This window comes from Streptomyces sp. NPDC127100 (assembly GCF_042724095.1).
Lineage (GTDB): Bacteria > Actinomycetota > Actinomycetes > Streptomycetales > Streptomycetaceae > Streptomyces.
In genome coordinates, this window is record NZ_JBHXFL010000023.1 from 1 (window position 1) to 13,160 (window position 13,160).

The window sequence follows — 13,160 nt, forward strand, 5'->3', positions numbered from 1 at the left end:
CCCGGGAACCGGTGGTTCCCGGGGGCCGCCCCCAGTGTGTCGCCGCTCGTGCGGTCAGCTCACGTTGATCGCGGTCCAGGCCGCGGCCACCGCCTTGTACTCGGTGCTGGTCGAGCCGTACAGGGCCGACGCCGCGTTCAGGGTCGCCGTGCGGGCGGCCTTGTAGTTGGTCGTCGACGTCATGTAGGTGGTCAGCGCCTTGTACCAGATCTGCAGCGCCTTGGCGCGGCCGATGCCGGTGACGGTGGAGCCGTTGTACGTCGGGGAGTTGTAGCTGACCCCGTCGACCGTCCTCGCCCCGCTGCCCTCGGCGAGCAGGAAGAAGAAGTGGTTGGCCGGGCCCGACGAGTAGTGCACGTCGACGCTGCCGAGGCTGGAGGACCAGTAGTCCTTGGACGCCCCGTCCTTGCTGGGCTTGTCCATGTAGCGCAGCGGGGTGCCGTCGCCGTTGATGTCGATCTTCTCGCCGATGAGGTAGTCGCCCTTGTCGGCGGAGTTGGCGGCGTAGTACTCCACGCCGGTGCCGAAGATGTCGCTGGTCGCCTCGTTGAGGCCACCGGACTCACCGCTGTAGTTGAGGCCGGCGGTGTTGGAGGTGACGCCGTGGCTCATCTCGTGCCCCGCCACGTCCAGCGAGGTCAGCGGGTTGGTGTTGCCGTAGCCGTCGCCGTAGGTCATGCAGAAGCAGCTGTCGGACCAGAAGGCGTTGACGTACGCGTTGCCGTAGTGGACGCGGGAGTAGGCGGCCTTGCCGTCGTTCTTGATGCCGCTGCGGCCGAAGGTGTTCTTGTAGAAGTCCCACGTCACCTGCGCGCCGTAGGCGGCGTCCACGGCCGCCGTCTGGTCGGTGGAGGAGCTGGAGGCGGTGCCGGTGCCCCACACGTCGTCGGCGTCGGTGAACAGGGTGCCGGTGCCGCTGGTCTTGCGGGCCAGGTTGTACGTCTTGTGACCACCGCGCCCGGTGTCGTACAGCTGGTAGGTGGAGCCCGACTTGTAGGTGCCGAGCGTCACCGTGCCCGAGTACAGGCTCTTGCCGGAGCCCGTCTCGATGCCCTGGTACTCGTGCAGCTTGGCGCCGGTGGCGGCGTCGGTGATGACGTGGAGCTCGTTGGGGGTGCCGTCGTCCTGGAGGCCGCCGACGACGGTCTCGTAGGCGAGGACCGGCTTGCCGTCGGCCGCCCAGATCACCTTGCGGGGCGCGGAGTCGGCCGCGGTCTGCGAGGACCCGGCGTCCTTCGCGGCGCTCAGCGCCTGCTGCTCGGCCTTGGCCGCGGCGACCTTCGGCGTCACGGTGGCGACCTTGATGGTGGCGTTGGTCGCTCTGGTCACGCCCTGGGCCGCGCCGGACTTCGCCTGGTGCACCACGAGGTCGCCGCCGAGGACGGGCAGTCCCTGGTAGGTGCGCTCGTAGCGGGTGTGGACGGCGCCGTCGACGTCCCGGACGACGTCCTTGACGACGAGCTTCTCCTGGGCGCCGAGGCCTATCTGCCGGGCCGTCGCGGCCGCGGACTGCTGCTGCTCCTGGATGAGCGCGGTGCGGGCGGAGTCCGACAGCAGCACCGGGGCGCCGGGCAGGACACGCGGCGCGGAGGTGTCGGCGGCGGCGCCGCCGGCGGTCAGGCCGGTGGTGAGCAGGGCACCGGCCGCGACGGCGGTGGCGACGGCCAGGGTGCTGCGCTTGTGGCGCGCGAAGAGGGAGGACACACAAGCTCCTTCGGTGGGGGAGTCCGGTCGGCGTGGGGTGGCCGGCCGGCGTTGCTGCGAGGTTGTGCGGCGGGTGAGGGAAGAGTGGCACCCACGCCGCGTACATGTCAGGAGGGTCGAATGATGTTGGCCGAAAATCGACGTGCGGGTGAATGTTGCGGGAACGTGAACCCGTGTGACCTCGGCAAAGTCGCAACCCTGCCCGTGTATGGGCTTGGCAAAAAGAGGCCGGTCGTGGGGAGGGCGCCGGCCCCGGGAGTCGAACCTCCGGGGACGGCGCCCTGATCGTGGGGGCCTTGGGCCTCAAGGCCCGTGGGGTTTACGGGAAGGTGAGCCGCCAGGCGTCGATGTAGCCGGTGTCCAGCCGGCCCAGGTCCTGGACGCGCAGCTTCCAGGTGCCGTTGGCCGCTTCGGACGAGGCGTTGACCGTGTAGGTCTCGTGCACGTCGTCGGCCGAGTCGTAGCCGCTGTTCTTCAGGCGGTACGTCGATCCGTCCGGGGCGACCAGGTCGATCTGGAGGTCACCGCGCCAGGTGTGCACGATGTCCACGCCCACCTGGAGGTTGCTCGGCGCGTTGCCGGTGCGGCCGGAGACCGTGATCGAGGAGGTCACCGCGGCCCCGTAGTCGGGGATGTTCACGTTGGCGGTGTTCTCGACGGTCGTGCCGCCTCCGCCGCCGCCGCCCGAACGCGAGCCGACGTTGATGCCCGCCCAGGCGTCCTGCACCGCCTTGTACTCGGCGCTGTCGGTGCCGTACAGCTCGCCGGTCGCCGCCAGGGTGCCGGTGCGGGCGCCCGCGTAGTTGGTGGTCGACGTGAACTTCGTGGTCAGCGCGCGGAACCAGATCTTCTCCGCCTTCGCGCGGCCGATGCCGGTGACCGGGAGGCCGTCCGAGGTGGGCGAGTTGTAGGTGACACCGTTGATGGTCTTGGTGCCGCTGCCCTCGCTCAGCAGGTAGAAGAAGTGGTTCGCCGGTCCCGACGAGTAGTGGACGTCGATCCCGCCGAGGCCGGAGTACCAGGCGTCCTTGGACGCGCCGTCCTTGCTCGGCTTGTCCATGTAGCGCAGCGGGCTGCCGTCCCCGTTGATGTCGATCTCCTCGCCGATGAGGTAGTCACCGACGTCCGAGGAGTTGTTCGCATAGAACTCGACCGAGGAGCCGAAGATGTCCGAGGTGGCCTCGTTGAGGCCGCCGGACTCGCCGCTGTAGTTGAGGCCCGCGGTGTTGGACGTGACGCCGTGGGTCATCTCGTGCGCGGCCACGTCGATGGACGTCAGCGGGTGGGTGTTGCCCGACCCGTCGCCGTACGTCATGCAGAAGCAGCTGTCCGACCAGAAGGCGTTGACGTAGTTGTTGCCGTAGTGGACCCGGGAGTAGGCGCCCACGCCGTCGCCGCGGATGCCGGAGCGGCCCTGGACGTTCTTGTAGTAGTCCCAGGTCAGCGCGGCCCCGTAGTGGGCGTCGGCGGCGGCGGTCTCCGTGTTGGTCGCGCTGCCGTCGCCCCAGGTGTCGTCGGAGCCGGAGTACAGCGTGCCCGTGCCGGAGGTGCCCCGGTTGAGGTTGTACGTCTTGTGGTTGCCGCGCGCCGTGTCGGTCAGCGTGTACGACGACCCGGACTGCGCGGTGCCCAGCGTCACCGTGCCGCTGTACATCGTGTTGCCGGTGCCCTCGTGGATCGCCTGGTACTCGTACAGCTTGGCGCCGGTGGCCGCGTCGGTGACGACGTGCAGCTCGTTCGGCGTGCCGTCCTCCTGGAGGCCGCCCACGACCGTCTCGTACGCCAGGACCGGCGTGCCGTTGCCCGCCCAGATCACCTTGCGCGGGGCGCGGTCGGCGTCCGGCTGTGCGGCGCCGGCGGCCTTCGCGGCGGAGACCGCCTGCTGCTCGGCCTTCGCGGCGGTGATCTTCGGCGTCACGGTGGCCGGCTTGATGGCCTTGGCCGTGGCCTTCACGACCTGCTCGGTCCGGCCCGACTCGGCGGTGGTGACGACCAGGTCGCCGCCGAGGACGGGCAGTCCGTCGTAGGTGCGCTCGTAGCGGGTGTGCAGGGTGCCGTCGCGGTCCTTGACCACGTCCCGGACGACCAGCTTCTCCTTGGCTCCCAGACCGAGGCCGTCGGCCGTCTCGGCCTTGGTGGCGTCGGCTTCCCGGATCAGCTCCGCGCGCTGGGCCGGGGTGAGTTTGACGGACTCGGCGCCGGGCGCCGGGGCCGGCCGCGGGGCGGCGGTGGCGCCGCCGGCCTGGAAGGCCGTGGCGATCAGCGCGGCGACACCGGCGAGGGCGACGCCCGCCGCGCGGCGGTGCGTGGTGTGGGAGGTGCGTCTGTGCGGAGTGTTGCTGCTCAACACTGACTCCTTCTGCGTGGCCGCGGGTTGCGCGGCCAGGGGAGACCGGACGGCGGGTGAGCCGGCCGGGCAGAGCTAGGCGGTACGCAGAAACCACGTGCAAGAAGCCGGCCGCGGCACAGCGCTGACGTGAACGCTGTGGGGACGCTGTGGAGCGGCCGTGGGAAGAGTGACAGGGGATCTCCCCCCTTGTCAGGACCGCGTCAGCAAGTTGGCCGGAAATCGTTCGTTGTCCGGGCGTTCATGTTCGATATACGGATTGGTTGCCGTGAGCGCCGCTACTGACTCCCCGCTCAGTCAGCCGGTCGCCGCCGTGCCGTCCGGCGAGGGGGACTCCCCGTGCCACGACCCCCACAGCGCCGCGTAGGCGCCGCCCGCCTTCACCAGCTCGTCGTGCGTGCCGAGTTCGGTCAGCCGGCCGTCCTCCATCACGGCCACGCGGTCGGCGTCGTGCGCGGTGTGCAGCCGGTGCGCGATGGCGATGACCGTACGGCCCTCCAGCACGGCGGCGAGCGCCCGCTCGGTGTGCCGGGCCGTCGTCGGATCCAGCAGGGCGGTGGCCTCGTCCAGGATCAGCGTGTGCGGATCGGCCAGTACCACCCGGGCGAGGGCGAGTTGCTGCGCCCGGGGACCGTCGGCACGGCTGCCGTCACCGCCCAGCTCGGTGTCCAGGCCGTCCGGCAGCTCCCGCACCCACTCCTCGGCGCCGACCGCGGCGAGGGCCGCCCACAGCGCGTCGTCGGCCGCCCCGGGCTCGGCGATGAGCAGGTTGTCGCGGACCGTGCCCAGGAAGACGTGGTGCTCCTGGGTGACCAGCACGACCTGACGGCGCAGCCGCTCCGGAGCGAGCGCCACCACGGGCACCCCGCCCACCGTCACCGAACCCTCGTCCGGTGCGTCGACCCCCGCCAGCAGCCGGCTCAGCGTGGTCTTGCCCGCCCCGGACGGCCCCACGACGGCCAGCCGCTCACCCGGCCGCACGGTCAGGTCCACGCCCCGCAGCACCTCGCCGCCCCGGCCGTACGAGTAGCGCACCCCGGAGACGTCGATGCGGTCGTCCGCGGGAACCGCCGAGTCGTCCGCCGCGGCCCGCGGAGCCAGCGCGAGCCCCTCCACCCGGGCGAAGGAGGCACCGCTGCGCTGGAGTTCCTCGAACCTCATCAGCACCTCGTCGAGCGGCACGGTCAGCTGCTGGAGGTAGAGCGCACAGGACACCACCGCCCCCACGCTCACCATCCCGCGCGCGTGCAGGAACCCGCCCGCCAGCAGCACGCCCGCCACCGGCACGACGTACGACACCTCGATCACCGGGAAGAGCACGCTGCGCAGGTACAGCGTGTGGAACCGGGCGCGCCGCGACACCTCCAGCGCCCGGCGGCTCGCCCCGACACGCCGCCCGGCCAGCCGGAAGGCCTCGATCGTGCGGGCGCCCGCCACCGTCGAGGCGACGATCTCGGCGACGTCCGAGTTGGCCGCCCCCTCGGCGAGGTAGCCGTCCCGGGCGTGGCGCAGATACCAGCGCAGCGCCCACCGGATCGGCAGCAGCAGCACCACCGCGACGACGCCGAGCGGCGGGGAGATCACGAACAGCGCGGCCGTGAGGAACAGCGTCTGCACGGCGTTGACCAGCAGATCCGGCCCGGCGTCGCGCAGCGTCGTGCCGACGGTGGTCACGTCGGCCGTGCCCCGCGTGGTCAGGTCCCCGGTGCCCGCCCGTTCCACCACGGACGCGGGCAGCGCCAGTGCCCGGTCCACGAACCGCTCCCGCACCCGGGCCAGCGTGCGCTCACCGAAGCGGTGCCCCACGTACCGGGCCCAGCGGGCCAGCAGCAACTGGGCCGCCGAACACGCCAGGATGGCGAGCGCCATCCGGTCCACGGCCCCCACCCCGCCCCCGGCGCGCACCTCGTCGACGATCCGGCCCAGCAGCCACGGACCGGCGAGCCCGGCCAGCGCCGCCAGCGCGTTCAGGCAGAGGAGCGCGGCGAAAGCCCGCCCGTCGGCCCGCACCAGACCCGTCATCGCCCGTCGCACGGCGGCCCGCTCGGCGACGGGGAGCCGCCCCGGCGCCTCCTTCTCCGGCGAGGTCATCGCACGGCCTCCGCTTCCTCGGCGTCCCGCGCCACCAGCTCCCGGTAACCCGGCTCGGCCTCGAGCAGCTCCCGGTGGCTCCCGCGGGCCGCGACCTTGCCGTCGACGAGGTAGTGCACGACGTCCGCCCGGTCGAGCACCAGCGGCGACGTGCAGGCCAGCACGGTCGTACGGCCCCGGCGCGCCACCCGCAGCCGGTCCGCCACCGCGGCCTCGGTGTGGGCGTCCAGCGCCGACGTCGGCTCCACGGCCAGCAGCACCTCCGGATCCGCCGCCAGCGCCCGCGCCAGCCGCACCCGCTGCCGCTGACCGCCCGACAGGTCGCGGCCCTGCGCGGCGACGACCGTGTCCAGTCCCTCGGGCAGCCCCCGGACGATGTCGTCGGCGGCGGCCGCGCCGATGGCCCGGGACAGGTGCGCCTCCGCGGACGCGCCGGCGTCGCCCGCGCCCCCCGGGTGCGGTCCGACGGCGCCGATCACGTCGCGGAGGGTGCCCGCGAACAGGTCGGCCTCCGCCTCGGCGACCAGGACGCGCTCCCGGACCTGCGCGAGCGGCACGTCGGCCAGCCGCACCCCGCCCCAGGTCACGTCGGAGGGGGCGTACCGGCCGAGGCGGTCGATCACGTCGGCCGCGTCGGCCGGCCGGGCCCCGGCCAGCACGGTCAGCCGCCCCGGCGGCACCCGCACCCCGGACGCCGGGTCGTACAGCACCGACGGCTCCGCCGGGGCGTCGCACGTGCCCTCGTCCGGCTCGGGCTCCAGCCGCAGGAACGCGACCACGCGGCGGGCGGCCACCACGCCCCGGCTCAGCTGGTGGCTCATCTCGATCAGGAACGCCACCGGCCAGCCCAGCGCCACGACATAGCCGTACACCGACACCAGTTCGCCCACGCTGATCTCCCCGCGCGCGGCCAGCCGGGCGCCCAGCCAGGTCACCAGCCCGAGGAACAGCATCGGCAGCCCCACCCCGATGGCCTGGATCCAGCTGGTCACCGACCCGACCCGGTAGCCCTGCTCACGCAGCCGCGCCGAGTCCCGGCGGAAGGCGTCCGCGACCAGGCCCTTGCCGCCCAGCCCGTTCAGCACCCGCAGTCCGCCCGCCAGGTCGCCGATCCGCGCCGTCAGCACGCCCTGCCGCTCCCGGTACTCGGTCTCCCGGCCCTGCAATCGGCCCATCAGCGGGCCCAGCAGCACGCCCAGCACCGGCACCCCGAGCAGCACCACCAGGGCGAGCCGTGCCGACACCGACAGCATCAGGCCGCCGACCGCCGCATACGCCACGACCGCGCCGACACCGGGCCCGACGGCCGTCAGCGACTGGCTGATCGTCTGCACGTCGCCCACCCCGATGGTGACGACCTCGCCGGCGGCCACCTGCCGTCGCAGCGCGGCGCCGAGCCGCGCCGCGTGCCCGACGACGATCTTGACCGTGCGGAAGTTGGCGTCCATCCGGACCCGTGTCATCGTGCGGTGCCGCAGGATGCCCAGCCAGGCGTTGACCACCCCCGCCGCGGCCAGCGCACCCGTCCAGCCCGCCAGCGCGCCCAGGTCACCGGGCTCCAGCCCGTGGTCCACCGCCCGGGCCATCAGGTACGGCGTCGCCGCCAGCAGCACCATCCACACGCTGGCCAGCACGGCCCCCGCCGCGCAGCGCCGCCACTGCCGTCCGACCAGCCACCACAGATACCGCCAGCCGCCCCGGTGGTCGGGCGTGCCGGGGTCCTCGAAGGCGTCGATCGAGGTGCCGCCCGTCCGCCACGCTCCGCTCACGCGAGACTCTCCCGCCACGCCCGGTGCAGGTCCGCGAACCGGCCCGTGCCCGCGATCAGCCCGGCCGGGTCGCCGTCCTCCACGATGCGGCCGTGCTCCATCACCAGCACCCGGTCGGCGATCTCCACGGTCGACAGCCGGTGCGCGATCACCACCGCCGTACGGCCCTTCAGCACCGTCGCCATGGCCCGCTGCACCGCCCGCTCCCCGGGGACGTCCAGCGAGCTGGTCGCCTCGTCCAGGATCAGCACCGCCGGGTCTGCGAGCAACGCCCGGGCGAAGGACACCAGTTGCCGCTGGCCGGCGGAGATCCGGCCGCCGCGCTTGCGGACGTCGGTGTCGTAGCCGTCGGGCAGCGCGGCGATGAAGTCGTGGGCGCCGATGGCCTTCGCGGCCCGCTCGATCTCCTCCCGCGTCGCCTCCGGACGGCCGATGGCGATGTTCTCGGCCACCGTGCCGGAGAACAGGAACGCCTCCTGCGTCACCATCACCACCCCCCGCCGCAGTTCGGGCACGGCGAGGTCGCGCAGGTCGGTGCCGTCCAGCAGGACCCGCCCCTCGGAGGGGTCGTAGAACCGGGCGAGCAGCTTGGCCAGGGTCGACTTGCCCGCGCCCGTGGAGCCGACCACGGCGACGGTCTGCCCGGCCGGGACCGTCAGGTCGAAGCGCGGCAGCACCTCCCCGCCGGTGCGGTAGCCGAAGCGGACCCCGTCGAAGACGACCTCGCGCCCCGGGTGCTCCGAGGCCGGCGGCGGCAGCTCCTTCGGCGCGGCCGGCTCGGGCACGGACGGCGTCTGGGCCAGCAGCCCGGCGATCTTCTCCAGCGAGGCCGCGGCCGACTGGTAGGAGTTCAGGAACATGCCGAGCCGGTCGATCGGGTCGTACAGCCGGCGCAGGTACAGCACGGCCGCCGCCAGCACGCCGAGCGCCAGCGTGCCGTCCGCGACCCGGTAGGCGCCCCACAGCACGATCCCCGCGACGGCCGTGTTGGCGACCAGGCGGGAGCCGACGACGTAGCGGGCCATCTCCAGCAGCGCGTCGCCGTTGGCCCGCTCGTGGCGCCGGTTCAGCCCGGCGAAGTCGGCGTCGTTGGCGGCCTCGCGGCGGAAGGCCCGCACCGGCCGGATGCCGTTCATCGTCTCCACGAACTTCACGATCACCGCCGCGATCGCCGTGGACCGCTGCCGGTACACGCGCCCCGCGCGCCGCTGGTACGACCGCACCAGCGCGTACAGCGGCACGAACGAGGCCACCGCGACCGCGCCGAGGCCGAGATCCAGCCACAGCAGCATCGCCGAGATGTAGACGAAGGACAGGACGACCGCGACCAGTTCCTGGAGCCCCTCGCCGAGCAGCTCCCGCAGCGACTCGACGTCCGTGGTGGAGCGGGAGATGAGCCGCCCCGACGTGTAGCGCTCGTGGAAGTCGACGCTGAGCGCCTGCGCGTGCCGGAAGATCCGGCCCCTGAGGTCCAGCAGCACGTCCTGGTTGACGCGCGCGGACGCGGCGATGAACGCGTACTGCAGGGCGCCGGCGGTCAGTGAGCACAGCAGGTATCCGGCGCCGACCGCGATCAGCGGACCGTGGTCCCGGTCGCGGAAGGCCGGCACGGCACGGTCGATGGCGTACGCCACCAGCAGCGGGCCGGCCTGCACGGCCGCCTGCTGGAGCAGTAGGAGCAGGACCGTCACCGCCACGCGGGCGCGCATGGGCGCCAGAAGCGAGCGCAGCAGGGCCGCCGTGGCGCCCGGCGGGCTGGGCAGCACGTCGCGGTCGAAGTCGTCGCCGGTGTGCTCCGCGGCCCCGGGCCGGGGCGGATCCTCCGCCTCGCCGGGAGCGGGCGGGGACGTGATGGGGGCCGTCATCGCCGGTCTTCCTCCTGTTCCCCCGCGCCGGACATCAGATGGGCGTACTCGGCGTTCGTGCGCAGCAGTTCCTGGTGGGTGCCGACCGCCGCGATCCGGCCCCCGGACAGCAGGGCCACCCGGTCGGCGAGCAGGACCGTGGAGGGGCGGTGCGCCACGATCAGCGCGGTGGTGTCCGCGAGCACCCGGCGCAGGGCTGCCTCCACGGCGGCCTCCGTGTGCACGTCCAGCGCGGACAGCGGGTCGTCGAGGACGAGGAACCGCGGTTCGCCGACCACGGCCCGGGCGAGCGCGAGGCGCTGCCGCTGCCCGCCGGACAGGCTCAGGCCCTGCTCGCCGACCTGGGTGCCGGTGCCCTGCGGGAGGGCGTGCGCGAAGTCGGCCTGTGCGACGGCGAGCGCCCGCCCCAGCGCGTCGGCGCCGGCGCCCTCGCCGGCCCCCATCAGCACGTTCTCGCCGACGCTCGCCGAGAAGAGCGTGGGCTCCTCGAAGGCCACGGCGACCCTGGCGCGCAGCTCCTCGCGGGGCAGGGCGGCGATGTCCTCGCCGTCCAGCGTGATCCGGCCCCCGGTCACCTCGTGCAGCCGGGGGATCAGCGCGGTCAGCGTCGTCTTGCCGCTGCCGGTCGCGCCGACCAGGGCCATGGACTCGCCGGGGCGGACGTGCAGGTCGACGCGGTCCAGGAGGGGCGGGGAATCGGGGGGAGCGTCGGGGTAGCGGAAGCGGACGTTCTCGAAGCGCAACCCTCCGCCACCCCGCTCCGCCGGGCCGCGCTCACCACTCACCGGCACCGGCGCACGGTCACCGGCACCTCCCGGCGACTCGACCTCCGCGTCCATCACCTCGAAGTACCGGTCCGTGGCCGTCGCCGCCTCCTGACTCATCGCCAGCAGGAAACCGATCGACTCCACCGGCCACCGCAGCGCCAGCGCCGTCGACAGGAACGCCACCAGCGTCCCCGCCGACAACGCCCCGTCCGCCACCCGCACCGCCCCGACCACCAGCGCCGCGCCGATCGCCAGCTCCGGCAGCGTCACGATGACGGCCCAGATCGCCGCCAGCAGCCGCGCCTTGCGCAGCTCCGTCCCCCGCAGCGTGTGCGACAGCTCGTGGAAGGCGCGGGCCTGACTGCGGTGCCGCCCGAAGCCCTTGACGACGCGGATGCCGAGCACGCTCTCCTCGACCACGGTCGTCAGGTCCCCGACCTGGTCCTGCGCGCGCCGCGCCACCTCGGAGTACTTCTTCTCGAAGAACGCGCAGGTGATCATCACGGGCACGGCCGGACCGAGGACGACCAGCCCCAGCGTCCAGTCCTGCACCAGCATGATGCCCACGCCGATCAGGATGGTGACGCCGTTGACCAGCAGGAACGTCAGCGGGAAGGCGAGGAACATGCGCAGCAGCATCAGGTCCGTCGTGCCGCGCGACAGCAGCTGGCCCGAGGCCCACCGGTCGTGGAAGGCCACCGGCAGCCGTTGCAGGTGCCGGTAGAGGTCCGCCCGCATCCCCGCCTCGACGCCGGCCAGCGGCCGGGCCACCAGCCGGCGCCGCAGCCCGAACAGCAGTGCCTCCGCCAGCCCCAGGAGCAGCAGGTACAGGGCGCCGAGCCACACGCCCGCCGGGTCCCGGTCGGCGACGGGCCCGTCCACCATCCACTTCAGGACGAGCGGGATCACCAGCCCCACGCAGGAGGCGAGGATCGCCACGAACGCGGCGACGGACAGCCGCGCCCGCACGGGGCGGACGTACGGCCACAGCCGCAGCAGGGAACGCACGGCGGAACGCTTGCCGTCGGGGTCCGGGGCGGGGGCGGGTGTCGTGGGCATCAGCAGCGAGCCTACGGTTCACCACTGACACTGCCCACCGAGTTTTCCGCGCGCACGGAGTCGTACGGGGGCACGCCACCCCGGCCGTCGCACCCACCGGCGCACCGGCCGGATACGGCGTGCCCCCCCCGTCAGCCGGCCGGGTACGGCAGCAGGGTGCCGTCCACCCTCTCCCAGGCCGCCTTCAGCTCCGCGAGCAGCGCAGGGCGGTCGGCGGCGAGGTCGGCCTGCTCGCGGGCGTCGGCGGCCAGGTCGAACAGGTGGTCCCGGCCGTCCGCGTCGCGGTAGTACTTCCAGTCGCCGCGCCTGAGTGCCCGGTTGCCCCGCACCCGCCAGAACAGGTCGCGTGCGGGGACCTTCTCGCCGCGCAGCAGGTACCCGGCGAGACTGTGCCCGTCGAGCGGGTACGCCGGGTCCGGCCGGGCGCCGCCCAGTTCCAGCAGGGTGGCCGTCCAGTCGGGGGAGTAGACGGGCTCGTGGCTGACCTGGCGGGCGTCCACACCGGCCGGCCAGCGCAGGACGGTCGGCACCCGGATGCCGCCCTCCAGCAGTTCCGACTTGCCGCCGCTGAGCGGCCACTGGTAGGAGAAGCGCTCGCCGCCGTTGTCGCTGGCGAAGACGACGACCGTGTCGTCCTCCTGGCCGGAGCGGCGCAGCGCGGCGAGCACCCGGCCGACCGAGGCGTCCAGGTTCTCGACCATCTCCCGGTACTTCTCCACCGAGCCGCCGTCGCGGTGCAGCAGCGCCCCCAGCACGTTCCCGGAGCGGATCTCCGCGGCGATCTCCGCGCCCGTCTCCGCGTCGTCCTCGGTGAGCCACGGCCAGTGCGGGGTCGTGTAGTTGAGGTTGAGCAGCCAGGGCCTGTCGTGGTCGCGGCCGACGTACTCGACGGCGCGCTCCGTGAGGACCGTGGTGTAGTACCGCAGGTCCCGGTAGGTGGCGTCGCCCTCGTACAGGTCGTAGTCGCCGAGCTGGCCGAGCTTGGAGAAGTACTCCAGGGCGCCGCCGAAGTTGCCGAAGAACTCGTCCCAGCCGGACTTGGTGGGGCTGTGGTCCGGCAGCCATCCGCAGTGCCACTTGCCTATCAGGGCGGTCGCGTAGCCCGCGTGCCGCAGCAGTGAGGCGAGGGTCGGGTGGTCCGGGTCGAGGCCCTGGGCGCGATCGCCGATGGGCTCGGCGAGTCCGCCCTCCGTGCGCCCCGGATAGCGGCCCGTGTAGAGGCTGAACCGGGTCGGCGAGCAGGTCGCCGACCCGGAGTAGGCGTCGGTGAACCGCACCCCCTGCGCGGCGAGCCGGTCCAGGTGGGGCGTCCGGATGTGCGGGGCGCCGTACGACGACAGGTCGGCCCAGCCGAGGTCGTCGCCGAGGACGAACAGGATGTTGGGGCGCCTGCGCGGGCGGGCGGAGGCGGGACGGGAGCGGAACGGGCGTTCCGCGGGAGCGGCCGAGGCGGTGGCGGACGTACCGGCCACGGCCGTCACCGCCCCGCCGCCGACCAGTCCACCGAAGACACGACGGGAGATCTCGGGCATGGGGGATCCAGGGGAGGAGGGGGAGG

At 73.3% G+C, this 13,160-nt stretch carries 7 protein-coding genes; all 7 read right to left on the bottom strand.

The genetic code is table 11. The features are described from left to right. Window positions 1-54: 54 nt before the first annotated feature. The 7 genes from ACFWJB_RS20885 to ACFWJB_RS20915 all read right to left on the bottom strand — a co-directional run bounded on the left by ACFWJB_RS20885 (window position 55) and on the right by ACFWJB_RS20915 (window position 13,134). Entirely contained in the window at window positions 55-1,704 is a 1,650-nt protein-coding gene (locus ACFWJB_RS20885; protein WP_385463271.1) for a M4 family metallopeptidase, read from the bottom strand. Between the two features lie 319 nt (window positions 1,705-2,023). Next, a complete protein-coding gene (locus ACFWJB_RS20890; protein WP_386923929.1) occupies window positions 2,024-4,051 on the bottom strand; it encodes a M4 family metallopeptidase in 2,028 nt (675 codons plus the stop codon). Window positions 4,052-4,348: 297 nt separating this feature from the next. Further along, the gene (locus ACFWJB_RS20895; protein ID WP_385463277.1) at window positions 4,349-6,142 is read right to left on the bottom strand and encodes an ABC transporter ATP-binding protein; all 1,794 of its coding nucleotides are present in this window, start codon (window positions 6,140-6,142) and stop codon (window positions 4,349-4,351) included. After that, entirely contained in the window at window positions 6,139-7,911 is a 1,773-nt protein-coding gene (locus ACFWJB_RS20900; protein ID WP_385463280.1) for an ABC transporter transmembrane domain-containing protein, read from the bottom strand. Before ACFWJB_RS20900 ends, ACFWJB_RS20895 begins: the two co-directional genes overlap by 4 nt. After that, on the bottom strand, window positions 7,908-9,776 hold the full coding sequence (locus tag ACFWJB_RS20905; RefSeq protein WP_385463283.1) for an ABC transporter ATP-binding protein: 1,869 nt from the start codon (window positions 9,774-9,776) through the stop codon (window positions 7,908-7,910). Before ACFWJB_RS20905 ends, ACFWJB_RS20900 begins: the two co-directional genes overlap by 4 nt. After that, entirely contained in the window at window positions 9,773-11,602 is a 1,830-nt protein-coding gene (locus tag ACFWJB_RS20910; protein WP_386923932.1) for an ABC transporter ATP-binding protein, read from the bottom strand. The genes ACFWJB_RS20905 and ACFWJB_RS20910 overlap by 4 nt, the downstream gene beginning before the upstream one ends. A 131-nt stretch (window positions 11,603-11,733) precedes the next feature. After that, window positions 11,734-13,134 (bottom strand): sulfatase, encoded by a 1,401-nt coding sequence (locus tag ACFWJB_RS20915; RefSeq protein ID WP_386923934.1) that lies wholly within the window; start codon window positions 13,132-13,134, stop codon window positions 11,734-11,736. Window positions 13,135-13,160: the final 26 nt, after the last annotated feature.

What these genes read in the sequence shown, in the direction of transcription:
- ACFWJB_RS20895 (WP_385463277.1), bottom strand. Translation starts at nt 6,142, where the DNA reads ATGACCTCGCCGGAGAAGGAGGCGCCGGGGCGGCTCCCCGTCGCCGAG.
- ACFWJB_RS20905 (WP_385463283.1), bottom strand. Translation starts at nt 9,776, where the DNA reads ATGACGGCCCCCATCACGTCCCCGCCCGCTCCCGGCGAGGCGGAGGAT.
- ACFWJB_RS20910 (WP_386923932.1), bottom strand. Translation starts at nt 11,602, where the DNA reads ATGCCCACGACACCCGCCCCCGCCCCGGACCCCGACGGCAAGCGTTCC.
- ACFWJB_RS20915 (WP_386923934.1), bottom strand. Translation starts at nt 13,134, where the DNA reads ATGCCCGAGATCTCCCGTCGTGTCTTCGGTGGACTGGTCGGCGGCGGG.